Source organism: Pilibacter termitis (genome assembly GCF_900167335.1).
Taxonomy (GTDB): Bacteria; Bacillota; Bacilli; order Lactobacillales; family Streptococcaceae; genus Pilibacter; species Pilibacter termitis.
Window position 1 is genome coordinate 36,265 of the sequence record NZ_FUXI01000006.1, and the last position, 13,045, is coordinate 49,309.

The window sequence follows — 13,045 nt, forward strand, 5'->3', positions numbered from 1 at the left end:
TTGCTGGAAACCTAGTTTCCAGTGCTGTTGCGAACAGCGACCAACTCCTGCCCCTCGTAGCTAGACAAAGAAAAGCTACGAGGGGCGTTCAGGAGATTGACGAAGAAAAACGGAAAACTAGCAATTTGGGATAAGTGTGAGTTTTTAGAGGTGCCCTTATAATAAAATTCTAAAAAAGAATGGAAAGAAAACGTTTTTTTATGTTAAAATAAAAAGAAAAGAATGATAGGAGGAGAGAAGAATGTCTGAGGAAACGAGAAAAAATCAAATACTCGCCTTGTTAAAACAGCATAAGAAACTCGAAAATACAGAGTTATGCAAAACTCTTTTCTGCTCATATCCTACCTTGAGACGTGATATTATTGCTCTTGAAAACGAGGGAACAGTAAAGCGATATAGAGGAGGGATTGTGTTAGAAAATGCACAAAATGAGATCATCTCAACAGATTTTAGAAAAGTGAGCAAACCGAGAGAAAAGAAATATATTGCAGAAATTGCCAGCACGTTTATCGGTGTAGGAATGTGTATTTTTATGGATTCGAGTAGTACGGTAGGAGCGTTGAAGGAATACATTATCAACATTCCTAATTTGGTAATTTTGACCAATGGACTTCATATTGCTTATGAACTCATTCAAGTTTGCGAAAGTACTACCAAAATTTTCATGATGAATGGCGAAGTTATCAAAGATGCGGAAAGTGTCGTTGGTGAATGGAGTGACAGTTTCTTAGACAATTTCAAAATTGATTTAGCGTTCTTTTCACCTACGGGAATGGATATAGACGGAGCTTACGAGGCAAATTACGCTCAAGCTGTATTCAAGAAGCGAATGATGAGTCTAGCTGACCAAAATATTTTACTACTAGATGACACGAAATTTGGCAAAAAATTTGCGTATAGAATTGCCAAGCTAGAGGCATATGAAAATATTTTGACCAACCTAGAACCAGCCATAGAATACTTGGAAAGAGCAGAAGAAATAGATATTGAAATCTTGTATTAAAAGCGAGAGACTAGCTAAAAAATCTCAAGAGAGTTACATTTTTGCCGATAACCCTTTTACTTTTGTAATATTTTTGTTACAATAAGCATGTTAAGTAAGAGGAATTGCTAGTTTTTCAAAGCATTCTGAAATGCAGAAAGGAAACAATATGTATAAATTTTACGGTTACCCCAAATGTACGACTTGCAAGCGTGCATGGAAACTTTTAGAGGAGGCTGGGGTAAGTGCAGAATATATTGATATAAAAGAAAATCCTCCGTCACAATTGATGATTGAAAAATGGTTGAACGAAGAAAATTTTCCGAAAAAGAAATTTTTCAATACCTCTGGTTTAAGCTATCGCACGTTGAATTTAAAGGAAAAAGTTGAACATCTAAATTACAATGAGGCAGCTAGTCTTTTAGCGAGTGACGGTATGCTAATTAAGCGACCGCTTTTGGTGAAAAATGGAGAGCTTGTGGCAATCGGATTGAAAGAACAGGAATGGAGCAATTTACTATGAGTGGAAAAATCGAATTGACAAGAGACGAGTGGTGGATTGAGCTTTCTGGAAAAACAGCACGACTTGGAGCCAGTGAACAGCTCAAAATTGATATAGGCGAGATTTATGAGGCGACTTTTTCACCGATAGGTGCCTATTTGAAAAAGGATGAAATTGTTTGTGAATTGATAGCAGAAAAATTTAATAGCAAACTTCCATGTCCAATTGAGGCGGTTGTGATTGCATTTAATGAACAAGCGTTACACAATCCAGCGATTCTAAACTCTAAAAATCGTGATGAAAATTGGCTGATTGTGTTACAAAGTGAGAGAGAACTTTCAATTGCGGATTTCTTGTGATAAAAGGTAGCTATCGCTCGTATTGAAAACTATAATAGTCAAACTCATTGACTGTCTTTGTCTCAACGGCTATACTACTGATGAATAAACCTCTTATGTGGTAGTGAGAAGTAGCTGTATGAAAACAGAGGATACGTATTTTTATGAGGTTGGGACAATACTTTGCACGCTCTTTACATAACTATCGGTTTAAGAGTATGCAAAGTCTTGTTCCAGCCTTATTTAGTTAGAATAGAAAGGAAATGATTATGAGTTTTATTGAATTAAAAGGAATTACCAAACATTTCCAAACAAAAAATGGCTTGGTCAAAGCGATTGACGGAGTGGATGTTGCGATAGAAAAAGGTGATATTTTCGGCATTGTGGGTTATTCTGGTGCAGGAAAAAGTACGCTTGTGCGTTTGTTAAATGGTTTGGAAGTAGCAAGCAGTGGCGAGGTTCTGATTGACGGAGAAGATGTTTCTAAATTGACAGGAGCGAAACTTCGTGAGTTTAGAAAGAAAGTTGGTATGATTTTCCAACATTTTAATCTTTTGTGGAGCAGAACGGTTTTACAAAATATTGAATTGCCCTTAGAGCTTGCTAAAGTACCAAAGGCACAGCGGAAAAAACGTGCGGAGGAATTGTTGCGTTTGGTCGGACTAGAAGGGCGAGGAGACGCTTATCCTAATGAACTCTCTGGCGGACAAAAACAGCGTGTCGGGATTGCAAGGGCTTTGGCGAACAATCCAGAAATTTTGCTCTCAGATGAGTCGACCAGTGCTTTAGACCCACAAACGACAGATGAAGTGCTTGATTTGCTCTTGCAAATTAACCGAAAACTAGGCTTGACAATTGTTTTGATTACGCATGAAATGCACGTTATTAGAAAAATTGCCAACAAAGTGGTGGTAATGGAGCAAGGGAAAATTATTGAGTCGGGAAATGTGCTAGAAGTGTTCCAAAATCCACAAAATGAAGTCACGAAAAAATTTGTCACGCAGGAACTTGATCCTGAATTTAAAGAAACGGAACAATTTTTAGCAGAAATTCATCAGGAAAACCCGCAAGGTATCATTGTAGATTTACTTTTCGAGGAAGGGGCAAATGAGCCTGTTATCACGAAAGTCGTTCGCAAGTTTGACGTAGAAATCAGTGTGCTTTCAGGACATTTGAAACAAACAAAAGTGGGAGGAATTGGCACATTGACCGTTCTTTTCACAGGGGAAAAGGAAGAAATCCAGCTGGCACTTGACTATATTAAGGAAGTCGGCGTGAAAGCTGAGGTGAGAAACATTGGGTAGCGGGAGCAAATCATTTATCGAAACATACTTTGATTTTTCACAAATCGACTGGAATTTAATGGGACAAGCAACGATTGAAACGGTCTATATTACCTTTATTTCAATGTTTTTCACAATAGTGCTAGGATTTTTATTAGGATTATTACTCTATTCTTTAGGGAAAAAACATTCACCATTTGGGAAAATTTTATTCTTTGTGGTAAGTATTGCGAGCAATATTTTTCGTTCGATTCCTTATATCGTCTTGCTTGTTTTGTTAATTCCGTTTACCAAATTTATGGTAGGCACTATGATAGGACCAGTAAGCGTGATTCCGTCATTGATTGTCTCGGCGATTCCGTTTTACGCTCGTCTCGTTGAGGTAGCACTTCGTGAGGTAAATTCTGGTGTGCTAGAGGCGGCGGACGCAATGGGAGCAAGTCCATTTGAGAAAACCGTCAAAGTTTTACTAAGTGAAAGTCTGCCTGCACTGCTTAGCGGAATTACGATTACGACCGTTTCCATGATTGGTTACACAGCAATGGGTGGTGTTGTTGGTGGCGGTGGTTTAGGTCAACTGGCGTATCAACAAGGATTTACGCTTGGCAAATTAACGGTTACGCTAGTTGCCACAGCGATTTTATTATTATTGGTTTTTGCCGTCCAATTTATCGGCGATATGCTTGTAAAACGAGCGGACAAACGCTAAACTCAAAAAAAGGAGGTTTCACGATGAAATTAAACAAAAAAATCACAGGATTACTAGCAGTTTTAGCACTTGCAACATTTGCACTTTCAGCTTGCGGAGCAAAGCAGAATGATTCATCAGGCGATAGCAAAAAATTGATTATTGGTGCAAGTCCAACCCCGCACGCAGAAATTTTGAATCATGTGAAAGCTGATTTGAAAAAAGAAGGGTATGAGCTTGAAGTTAAAGTATTTGATGATTATGTTTTGCCAAACAAAGCACTAGAGGACGGCTCGATTGATGCAAATTATTTCCAGCATATTCCTTATTTAAACTTACAAATCAAAGAAAATGGTTATAAATTTGAGAATGCGGGTGCCGTGCATTTAGAACCGATTGGCATTTATTCAAAGGATTTGAAAGACATCAAAGATTTGAAAGAAGGTTCAACGCTGATTACGTCTAATTCTCAATCTGACTGGGGTCGAATTATCACGATTTTGAAAGAGGCGGGAATTGTAGATGTGAAAGAAGGAGTAGATTTACAAACGGCTACTTTTGAGGATATTGAAAAAAATCCAAAACATCTCAAATTCAACCATACGCTCAACCCTGAAGTATTAACCACAGCCTACAAAAACAATGAGGCTCCTTTGATTGCGATTAATTCAAACTTTGCATTAACAGCAGATTTGAACCCGACAAAAGATGCTCTATTGCTCGAAAAAGATAACTCGCCATACGTCAATGTAATTGCAGTGCGTGAAGGCGATAAGGACAAGCCAGCCGTTAAAGCGTTGGAGAAAGTATTGCACAAAAAAGAAGTGCAAGATTGGATTTTGAAAAAATGGAACGGTTCTGTAAAACCAGTAGCAGAGGACGCAAAATAAATAATAAAAGCAGGTGTGAATGAATGACACCTGCTTTATTTTTCGGCTTTTCCTTGATTTTTTGCACTAATGGAAGTCATTGCTGTCATTACAATCGCAAAGAAAATTGCGGCAGTAAAATCTCTTTCGTTTAGAAGAGAATAAGTGTGACTTTCGTCTTGAAACACTTTATCAAGATGTCCGCTCAGCTGAAAAAGATTAAAAATCAACTTCAGTGCAAGCATAAGGAAAAACATTTTCAAAAATTCTTTTTTCATTACAAACCCTCGAATTGAAATTTTCTTTTATTATGACATAAAATTGGTGGGAATGCTATTGTGAATATGTATTTTCTTGAATAGCAAGGGATTGCCCCCCAACCAATAGCTACCCTTTGACACCAAAACGAAACATGGTAAACTAGAATAAAGGCAATAAAACCGAATGAACGAAAACTTACGAAGTATGTAGCATTGCAAACAGCAGGAGATTTCAGCACTTCGTAGCTAGACAAAGGAGAAATTAGAGCGATGATGAGAATGGAGCCAACAGGTGTGGAGGAGAATACTCTTGCATATTTGTCTGAAATATTGAATACTAGCCTCACACTTGTGGAAATGGTGAAAGATGCTAGAGGTAGTGAGCAGGTGAAAATACAAGTGGGTATGAGTGAGTTGTTTTCCTTGTACCATACTGGAAAAATGTATTATTTTCTATCTTGTAAGGAAGAAAGAGAAGTGGACGTCTTGCATTTCTTCACGATTTTTGATGAGCTTTATTTTGAGTTGAAACATTTTTATTTCTACGAGTCAAATCCGCTACGTCGTGATTTTAGAAAAGTAGTCAAACAACGTGATAAATTAGTCGAAGTATTTGAGCGATTGGTAGACAAATTTGGTCAGTAAAAAGTACTCGAGCGTTTCCGAAGGAAATAAGAAGAAGGGATTGAAAAAAATGAACGCAAAAGAAGTCGTAGCACGTCTAAAAGAAGAATTACGCTTGCCGAATTTTGTTGGCAATGTGCAAGAAAAAGAATATTCCGAGGAAGATTATCAGCAAGTAAAAAAAGATTTGCTGAAATATTACGAGGACTATGTCGGGAATCTTGAGGGATATTTTCCCGGAACAGATATGATTGAAAATAAAGATTAAGAAAATCTCAAAAGCGAACGAAAATGTTTGCTTTTTTTTAGGCTCAAAATCTCTTTTTGTGAAATAAAATTTCAGCTTAAATATTTTTTCAACAAAATACTTGAAATTAAATTCCTTATATTGTATGATAAACACACGATGATGAAATAATATTTCATCAAGTATTGATTTCGCAAAAAATGCGTAGGAGGGAGTTTCAGTAAATGAGAGGGTTTTCCATTTTTTTGAATGAAGAAGTACAAGAGAAAACCGAGCGATATATTGCAGATATGGCAGAAAGTGGGTTTACAGGGATTTTCACTTCTTTGCATATTCCAGAAGATGATGCAAGTCTTTACAAACAACGCTTGATTGCTCTAGGAACTTTAGCAAAGCGTTATCACTTAGATTTAATGGTTGACATTTCAGGTGTAGCTCTCAAGAAGGCTGGTTTTTCATTCCAGTCATTGAAAACGCTCGCTGATATTGGGGTGACAGGTCTTAGAATGGATTATCATATTGATCACAAAACCATTGCCCAAGCAAGTCAAGAAATGATGATTTCCTTAAATGCCAGTACACTTGACGAGGAGGATATTGAGGTATTAAAGAAAGAAAATGCTGATTTTGCGAACTTAGAGGCGTGGCATAATTATTATCCTCGAGTTGAAACAGGATTAGATCGCAAGGAATTTATAGAAAAAAATCAATTTTTAAAGGAAAATAATTTCCGTGTGGTAGCTTTTGTAGCAGGGGATGACCATTTGCGTGGACCGATGTATGCGGGATTGCCGACACTTGAGGAGCATCGCAATTGTCACGTGTTGTTTGCAATGGAAGATTTGCGAAATTGCATGGTGGATTTGGTTTATATTGGAGATGCGGGGTTGAAAGAGGATACCCGCAGGCAAATTCAGGCATATTATCAAGAGAAAAAGGTGGTGCTACGAGCGAAAAGATGTGGGAGTGCGTATTTTGATTATGTTGTGCGAGGTCATATCAATCGCAAAGATAGTGCAAGAGATGTGTTGCGAAGTGCTGAGGCGAGATTTTGGGAAATTCCTGTGATTCACGCAGAAAAGGCGATTGAGCGAAAAGTTGGCTCGATTACGATTGATAATGAAAAATATTTGCGTTACATGGGAGAAATTCAAGTGGTCAAACACACTCTTGCAAGTGATGAACGAGTGAATGTGGTGGGAATAGTTATTGAAAAAGATATTCCGCTACTTCCTCTGGTAAAAGCAGGAATGAAATTTGAAATAATAGAAGGTAGAGATGAAGAATGAATTTATCAAATTTAACAACAGAAAAACGAAACAAAAACACATTTGGGCTAGATGAAATGAGCGTTTCCCAAGCCTTACAGTTGATGAATGAGGAGGATAAAAAAGTCGCATTGGCAGTCGAAAGAGAACTTGCGAGCATTGAGCCTGTCATTGAGGCAGTAATTGCAAGTTTTAATAAGGGCGGTCGCTTGATATACATGGGAGCAGGCACGAGTGGTCGTTTGGGAGTGCTAGACGCTGCAGAATGTGTGCCAACTTTTGGTGTAGAACCTCACATGGTTGTAGGACTAATTGCTGGTGGAGAGGTGGCGATGACGACTGCGGTAGAAGGAGCAGAAGATGACCTCAAACTTGGAGCGAAAGATTTAGAGAATTTGAAATTGACTCCGAGTGATACAGTGGTAGGGATTGCGGCGAGCGGTCGCACGCCTTATGTTATTGGCGGTCTTGATTATGCAAAACAAATCGGAGCAAAAACAGCAACGATTTCATGCAATAAAAATGCTGAAATTAGCAAGCACGCAGATTTTCCGATTGAAATTGATGCAGATGCAGAATTTTTGACAGGCTCTACTCGTTTGAAATCAGGTACCGCACAAAAAATGGTGTTGAACATGATTTCCACGATTTCCATGATTGGGATTGGCAAGGTGTATAACAATCTCATGGTAGACGTCAAGCCAACAAATGAAAAATTGGTAGAACGCAGTAAACGCATCATCATGGAGGCGACAGGTGCAGATTATGAAGTTGCACAAAGCTATTTTCATCAAGCAGATGAGGACGTTAAACTTGCGATAGTGATGATTTTGACGAATTCGACAAAAGAAGTTGCCAAAGAAAAATTGATAAAGGCAAAAGGCTTTATCAAAAAAACTTTATAAAAAGAAAAGGGGCTAAGTATTATGGCTGAAGAAAGAATTGAAAAAATTGCTGAGGGCATTTATGAAAATGTCGGAGGAAAGGAAAATGTAGAAAAAATCGTTCATTGTATGACACGTGTACGCATGAATATTCGTGATTATGACAAGGTTGATTTGGAAAAATTAAAAGCAGTTGACGGTGTTCTTGGTGTCGTAGAAGACGAAACCCTGCAAGTTGTTGTAGGACCCGGCACAGTGAATAAAGTAGCAGGACGCATGGTGGAAATGGCAGGGGTAAAACTTGGCGAAGAGTTTTCGCAGAGCAATATGAGTATTGATGAGCTGACCGCTCAAAACAAAGCGAAAGCGAAAGAAAAATACAATAAACCAAGTAAATTTAAAGCGGTATTGCGTTCATTGTCGAATATTTTTGTGCCATTAATTCCAGCGTTTGTTGGTGCAGGTATGATTGCAGGGATTGCAGCGATTTTGACTAACTTGATTACAGCAAAAACACTTGATGCCACTCAATGGGGGCAAATTGTTGCCGTTCTAGGAATTATCAATAAGGGGATTTTTGCTTATCTTGCCATTTATGTCGGGATCAATGCCGCTCAAGAATTTGGTGCAACACCAAGTGTCGGGGGAGTTGTTGGGGCAACGATTATGCTAACAGGCATGAACCCAGAGGCTCCACTTAAAAACTTGTTTACAGGTCAAGCATTGTCAGCCAATCAAGGTGGAATTATTGGAGTGATTTTTGCGGTTTACTTGCTTAGTTTACTTGAAAAACGTCTGCACAAAATCATTCCTGAGGCGATTGATATTATTGTGACCCCAATGCTTTCGATTTTAGTCATTGGTCTAGTGACGATTTTCTTGATTATGCCAGTGGCAGGGTTTATTTCTGACCATTTGGTTGGTGGGATTAATGCGGTGCTAAAAGTCGGTGGTCCAGTTTCAGGATTTGTACTTGGAGCATTGTTCTTGCCAATGGTCATGTTTGGTCTACACCAAATTTTAACGCCTATTCATTTGCAAATGATTGAAAAAACAGGTTCGACTCAACTTTTGCCAATTTTGGCGATGGCAGGAGGAGGACAAGTCGGTGCAGCTCTTGCGTTATGGGTTCGCTTGCGTAAAAATAGAGAGTTTGTTAATGTCGTAAAAGGTGCATTACCAGTAGGGATTTTGGGAATTGGGGAACCTCTCATTTACGCGGTAACATTGCCAATGGGGCGTCCGTTTATCACTGCTTGTATTGGTGGCGGAATTGGCGGAGCATTCATTGGATTAATGGGGAACGCTGGTGCAAGTGCAATTGGTCCAAGTGGCGTAGCCCTTATTCCATTGATTGTTGGCGGAAAATGGTGGGTTTATGTAGGTGGTTTACTATTTGCCTATCTTGGAGGATTTGTGGCAACTTATTTCTTCGGTGTACCGAAAGAAGAAATTGCGAAAGCTGAAAATTACAGATAAAAGTATTTGTTTTTTGCGAACGTGTAATAATTTGTTATTATAAGGGGAGGGATTCCCCTTTTTATATTGGAAAAATTGGAGGTAGAATATGTCCGATATACTACTAGATATACAGGAAAAACTCAATGATTTTACAGACGTTGAGAGAAGAATTGCAGAGTATATTTTACAAAACTCGAAAGAAGTTTTAACCATGAGTACGCAAAAACTCGCAAAAAAATGTGGTGTCAGCCCTGCTGCAATTATTCGTTTTTCAAGAAATATGGGCTTAGGTGGCTTTCCAGATTTAAAAATTCATCTTTCGGCAAATTTGAGCGAAAATACCTCAGATGTTCTTTTGCGTGAGGTAGAGGAAAATGCTGAAATCGCAGAAATCAAGCGAAACATTCAGCACCGCATGGAACGCATGGGGAAAAAGACTTCGGAATTGCTAGATGACCAGATGATTCTTTCGGCAGAGGAAAAAATCGACCACGCCCAAACAGTGTACGTTTATGGAATTGGAGCAAGTAGTCTTGTTGCTCAAGATATAGCACAGAAATTTATTCGTATTGGAAAACAAGCATTGTTTTTTGCTGATTTGCATTTGCTTGTGACAGCTATGCTTGCTCAAAGTGAAACGCGAGTATTGGTTTTAATTTCTAATACTGGAGAAACCGCTGAGGTCTTGCGTGCAGCAAAGATTGCAAAGGAAAATGAAATTGATCTGATTGCGATCACGGGACACGCTGAGTCGACACTTGGGAGTATGAGTGAAACGATTCTCTTAACTGCAACAGGCGAAGGATTCCGCTTTAGAACTGCTGCAACTATTAGCCTTATGGCACAGTTGTATGTGGTAGATGTGCTATTTTATACTTATGTCTCTCGCCATTTTGAAGAAAGTGAAACATTATTAAAACGTTCAAAAGAGGCGATACAACAGATTTGGGAAGATTGATGCAGATTTGGGTGGGGGCAGAGGTCTGGTGGCTGTTCGCAACAGCACTTGAAACTGCGTTTCAATGCTAGTCTTTCAAGAATCTTTGATTCTTAGAAAGACTGTATGCGAAACGAAGTGTAGTAGCAAGTAAACGGCACGGCTCACTGTTGCAAACTCCTAACCGCCCCTCTCTGCTTTTCTTTGTTATTCACAGTTTAGTTGTTCTAAGATTTCTTGGATGAATACTCCCCAAGTGTTTGAGGCGATGATGTAAAAAGTGTCTTCATCAAAGAAATAGGTGAACGTGGAATGTTCAGGGAGGTTGGCGATGAGGTTTTCGGCGACGGATTCTGGCTCATGTTCTTTTACCAAATAAATCTCATGAAAATGCTTTTCAAACAGCTGAAAATCATGCTTGATGTCTGATAAAATAATATCATCAACAGAAATTTCAGCTAAATCAGGTAGAGTTAAAGGAGCAACGCTATCTTCTGGAAAAACAGAATCACCGCAAATTGCATCTATTTTTTCCTGTAAATTCACTTGGGCAATCAATCGTTCAATTACTAGCCTAAGCTCAGGAATGATTTCAAGATTTTCCATTTCATCAATGGTACTATTTTCCACCATTTCCGAGAGATAAAATTTGTACCGCACTAAATATCCTTCGGCACTGTCGCTTGACAAAGGGAAACGTAATACTCCTGTCAAATCTTTTCGATACAAATCTTCAATTTCTTCCTTTAAATCTTGCAATTTTCGTTTTTGATGAATCCCACGAAGTCGCAATTCCTCTTGCTCATTGGAATGAGTTGCCAAACGTGTTGCAAAAATAGCTCCAATGATTACACCGATAAGCACAATACATTCAATTATTACGGTCATTTGTTTTCATCTCCTATCAAACAATCAACGTGTAAGATAGCTTTATAGTAGCATAAACGGTGTTTTTGTAAAGTAAAAAAGGCTGAGACAAAATTCAAATTTTAGCCTGAATGAAACAATATAAAAATAGAAAAATCGCATGAAATCAACATTTAAGGGCACCTCTAAAAACTCCGCTTAAGACTAAATTAGCTAGTTTTTCGATTATCGAGGAAATCGACGAAAGCTATGTGGTTCATCAAAAAGCTAAGAGGGGTGTTCAGGAGTTTGTCGTAGTGAGCCATGCTATTTACTTGCTTGAAACGAAGTTTCAAGTAGCATTGCGAACAGCGACCAAACTCCTGCCCCTCGTAGCTAGACAAGGTTGAGGAGATTGACGAAGAAAATCGGAAAACTAGCAATTTAGGATAAGTGCGAGTTTTTAGAGGTGCCCTTAAGAAAATGAAATTTCTGCGATTTTCCTATTTTTGTCTCAACCTCATTTATTGAGAGTAACAAAACCTGTCTCTGTTCCGAAAACACCCGTTTGTACTTGTAATAATAAATCTTTGTTTTTTAGAACGTCTTCTTGAACGTCAAACACAACATTTCCAGTAATTGAAACATCTGGATTTATCCCTTTGAAAAAAAGTTCTTCGCCATTCTCGCTATAATTCGCTGCGGAATTAGCGGAGTATTCTGCGGACTCGTATATTTTTTTCCCTAATTTCAATTTAAAGAAACTAGAGCTAACAAGCAATTCTTTGTCTCCGTTATTTGTCACCGTAACATTCAGCACTAAAAACTTCGCTCTCGCTTTTGCATCTAAGAGTTCATTGCCTGTCTTAATTTCGTCTACTATTTCTGTGGAGTTTATTTTATACGTCACTCTACCCACGGTAAATTCTTGTCCAATGGTAAAATTCTCTTTTTTCGCCTCCTTGCTTGTTTCCGGCAAATCCGTTTCTTTTTCAATATCTTTAGAAATACTCTCTAAACCTTTATCAATTTTATTGAAAAGGTGAGCGTAATAAGCCTGAGAAATCAGCACGCCTGCCATTGTCAAAATCGCTAATATAAGTCCTGCTTTTCCTAAGTTGTTTTTGAAATTTGTTTTCTTTGCTCTTAACACAGCAATTAATCCAAAAACAAATGCAAGCAATCCAAAAAAGAATGAAATATTATTGAGAATTGGAACGACACACCCAATAATTCCGATAATCCCAAGAACAAGAGAAGTAATTGCCAGACCAGAATTTCCTTTTCGTTCTTTCTTCTCACGTTTTGCTTTAATTTCCTTGAGACGTAATAATAATTCTTCTTTTTCGCTATTACTTAAAGCCTCAAGCCGTTTTCGTCTCTCTAATTTTTCTCTTTCTCTATCAGTCATAAAAAAAGCCTCCAATTAATTTGATAGTGATATAGCTAATATAACTAATATCTCATACGAAAAATAAGGAAATAAAGGAAAACTTTATTTTTTCAAGAAAAAGTTGAAAAACAACAGTTATATTTTTCAAAATCATGAAATTCTAAACCAAAAACACGTTCTATAAAATATCTCTTAAATTCAAAACAATAACATACAACAAGTTTCTCCTTTCTATTACTCATGTGTTAGAATAGAAGAAAAGCGGAGAAGTGCGTTAAGGAGTTTGCAACAGTGAGTCGTGTCATTCATTTACTCGAAACGAAGTTTCGAGTGACACTGCGAACAGTTGCCAAACTCCTGCACTTCGTAGCTAGACAAAGAAAAGCGAAGAGGGGCGTTTTGAAGTCTGTGGTAGTGAGCCGTGCCGTTTACTTGCTCGAAACGTAGTTTCGAGCGGCACTGC

At 38.2% G+C, this 13,045-nt stretch carries 15 protein-coding genes and 1 pseudogene; 13 read left to right on the forward strand and 3 right to left on the reverse strand.

Annotated elements, in window-relative coordinates:
- Positions 1-241 precede the first annotated feature (241 nt).
- The 6 genes from B5D30_RS03520 (at position 242) to B5D30_RS03545 (ending at position 4,683) form a co-directional block, all read left to right on the forward strand.
- Positions 242-1,003: a DeoR/GlpR family DNA-binding transcription regulator gene (locus tag B5D30_RS03520; protein ID WP_078806663.1), complete on the forward strand. Its 762-nt coding sequence runs from the start codon at positions 242-244 to the stop codon at positions 1,001-1,003.
- Between the two features lie 148 nt (positions 1,004-1,151).
- The gene (locus B5D30_RS03525; protein ID WP_078806664.1) at positions 1,152-1,505 is read left to right on the forward strand and encodes an arsenate reductase family protein; all 354 of its coding nucleotides are present in this window, start codon (positions 1,152-1,154) and stop codon (positions 1,503-1,505) included.
- The gene (locus B5D30_RS03530) at positions 1,502-1,843 is read left to right on the forward strand and encodes a biotin/lipoyl attachment domain-containing protein (RefSeq protein ID WP_159443188.1); all 342 of its coding nucleotides are present in this window, start codon (positions 1,502-1,504) and stop codon (positions 1,841-1,843) included. Before B5D30_RS03525 ends, B5D30_RS03530 begins: the two co-directional genes overlap by 4 nt.
- 248 nt (positions 1,844-2,091) lie before the next feature.
- Positions 2,092-3,126, forward strand: a complete 1,035-nt coding sequence (locus B5D30_RS03535) for a methionine ABC transporter ATP-binding protein (protein WP_078806666.1) — start codon at positions 2,092-2,094, stop codon at positions 3,124-3,126.
- A gap of 58 nt (positions 3,127-3,184) precedes the next feature.
- Positions 3,185-3,814, forward strand: a complete 630-nt coding sequence (locus B5D30_RS03540; RefSeq protein WP_078806743.1) for a methionine ABC transporter permease — start codon at positions 3,185-3,187, stop codon at positions 3,812-3,814.
- A 23-nt stretch (positions 3,815-3,837) separates the two neighbouring features.
- A complete protein-coding gene (locus B5D30_RS03545; protein ID WP_078806667.1) occupies positions 3,838-4,683 on the forward strand; it encodes a MetQ/NlpA family ABC transporter substrate-binding protein in 846 nt (281 codons plus the stop codon).
- A gap of 35 nt (positions 4,684-4,718) precedes the next feature.
- On the opposite strand, the gene B5D30_RS03550 is transcribed toward B5D30_RS03545, so the two are convergent.
- Positions 4,719-4,940, reverse strand: coding sequence for a hypothetical protein (locus tag B5D30_RS03550; RefSeq protein ID WP_078806668.1), 222 nt, complete (start codon positions 4,938-4,940; stop codon positions 4,719-4,721).
- Positions 4,941-5,192: 252 nt separating this feature from the next.
- On the opposite strand from B5D30_RS03550, the gene B5D30_RS03555 reads away from it, so the two are divergent.
- The 6 genes and pseudogenes from B5D30_RS03555 to B5D30_RS03580 all read left to right on the forward strand — a co-directional run bounded on the left by B5D30_RS03555 (position 5,193) and on the right by B5D30_RS03580 (position 10,364).
- Complete coding sequence (locus B5D30_RS03555) at positions 5,193-5,567, forward strand: hypothetical protein (RefSeq protein WP_078806669.1); 375 nt, start codon at positions 5,193-5,195, stop codon at positions 5,565-5,567.
- Between the two features lie 49 nt (positions 5,568-5,616).
- On the forward strand, positions 5,617-5,814 hold the full coding sequence (locus B5D30_RS03560) for a hypothetical protein (protein ID WP_078806670.1): 198 nt from the start codon (positions 5,617-5,619) through the stop codon (positions 5,812-5,814).
- Between the two features lie 203 nt (positions 5,815-6,017).
- Positions 6,018-7,082: a DUF871 domain-containing protein gene (locus tag B5D30_RS03565; RefSeq protein WP_078806671.1), complete on the forward strand. Its 1,065-nt coding sequence runs from the start codon at positions 6,018-6,020 to the stop codon at positions 7,080-7,082.
- Entirely contained in the window at positions 7,079-7,966 is an 888-nt protein-coding gene (murQ, locus tag B5D30_RS03570) for an N-acetylmuramic acid 6-phosphate etherase (protein ID WP_078806672.1), read from the forward strand. Before B5D30_RS03565 ends, murQ begins: the two co-directional genes overlap by 4 nt.
- A 21-nt stretch (positions 7,967-7,987) precedes the next feature.
- Positions 7,988-9,418: pseudogene (locus tag B5D30_RS03575) on the forward strand (PTS transporter subunit EIIC); the annotation flags it as partial.
- Between the two features lie 94 nt (positions 9,419-9,512).
- Positions 9,513-10,364 carry a MurR/RpiR family transcriptional regulator gene (locus tag B5D30_RS03580; protein ID WP_078806674.1) on the forward strand — a complete coding sequence of 284 codons (852 nt, stop codon included), beginning with the start codon at positions 9,513-9,515 and terminating at the stop codon, positions 10,362-10,364.
- Between the two features lie 186 nt (positions 10,365-10,550).
- Here the strand turns inward: B5D30_RS03580 and B5D30_RS03585 are convergent, their stop codons facing one another.
- Both B5D30_RS03585 and B5D30_RS03590 read right to left on the reverse strand, forming a co-directional pair.
- Positions 10,551-11,231, reverse strand: a complete 681-nt coding sequence (locus B5D30_RS03585) for a hypothetical protein (RefSeq protein WP_078806675.1) — start codon at positions 11,229-11,231, stop codon at positions 10,551-10,553.
- Between the two features lie 478 nt (positions 11,232-11,709).
- Positions 11,710-12,600, reverse strand: coding sequence for a DUF4190 domain-containing protein (locus B5D30_RS03590; protein WP_078806676.1), 891 nt, complete (start codon positions 12,598-12,600; stop codon positions 11,710-11,712).
- A 273-nt stretch (positions 12,601-12,873) separates the two neighbouring features.
- Here B5D30_RS03590 and B5D30_RS13460 point away from each other — a divergent pair, with 273 nt between their 5' ends.
- Positions 12,874-13,029, forward strand: a complete 156-nt coding sequence (locus tag B5D30_RS13460) for a hypothetical protein (RefSeq protein ID WP_159443189.1) — start codon at positions 12,874-12,876, stop codon at positions 13,027-13,029.
- Positions 13,030-13,045 lie beyond the last annotated feature (16 nt).

What these genes read in the sequence shown, in the direction of transcription:
- B5D30_RS03520 (WP_078806663.1), top strand. Translation starts at nt 242, where the DNA reads ATGTCTGAGGAAACGAGAAAAAATCAAATACTCGCCTTGTTAAAACAG.
- B5D30_RS03525 (WP_078806664.1), top strand. Translation starts at nt 1,152, where the DNA reads ATGTATAAATTTTACGGTTACCCCAAATGTACGACTTGCAAGCGTGCA.
- B5D30_RS03530 (WP_159443188.1), top strand. Translation starts at nt 1,502, where the DNA reads ATGAGTGGAAAAATCGAATTGACAAGAGACGAGTGGTGGATTGAGCTT.
- B5D30_RS03535 (WP_078806666.1), top strand. Translation starts at nt 2,092, where the DNA reads ATGAGTTTTATTGAATTAAAAGGAATTACCAAACATTTCCAAACAAAA.
- B5D30_RS03540 (WP_078806743.1), top strand. Translation starts at nt 3,185, where the DNA reads ATGGGACAAGCAACGATTGAAACGGTCTATATTACCTTTATTTCAATG.
- B5D30_RS03545 (WP_078806667.1), top strand. Translation starts at nt 3,838, where the DNA reads ATGAAATTAAACAAAAAAATCACAGGATTACTAGCAGTTTTAGCACTT.
- B5D30_RS03550 (WP_078806668.1), bottom strand. Translation starts at nt 4,940, where the DNA reads ATGAAAAAAGAATTTTTGAAAATGTTTTTCCTTATGCTTGCACTGAAG.
- B5D30_RS03555 (WP_078806669.1), top strand. Translation starts at nt 5,193, where the DNA reads ATGATGAGAATGGAGCCAACAGGTGTGGAGGAGAATACTCTTGCATAT.
- B5D30_RS03560 (WP_078806670.1), top strand. Translation starts at nt 5,617, where the DNA reads ATGAACGCAAAAGAAGTCGTAGCACGTCTAAAAGAAGAATTACGCTTG.
- B5D30_RS03565 (WP_078806671.1), top strand. Translation starts at nt 6,018, where the DNA reads ATGAGAGGGTTTTCCATTTTTTTGAATGAAGAAGTACAAGAGAAAACC.
- murQ (WP_078806672.1), top strand. Translation starts at nt 7,079, where the DNA reads ATGAATTTATCAAATTTAACAACAGAAAAACGAAACAAAAACACATTT.
- B5D30_RS03580 (WP_078806674.1), top strand. Translation starts at nt 9,513, where the DNA reads ATGTCCGATATACTACTAGATATACAGGAAAAACTCAATGATTTTACA.
- B5D30_RS03585 (WP_078806675.1), bottom strand. Translation starts at nt 11,231, where the DNA reads ATGACCGTAATAATTGAATGTATTGTGCTTATCGGTGTAATCATTGGA.
- B5D30_RS03590 (WP_078806676.1), bottom strand. Translation starts at nt 12,600, where the DNA reads ATGACTGATAGAGAAAGAGAAAAATTAGAGAGACGAAAACGGCTTGAG.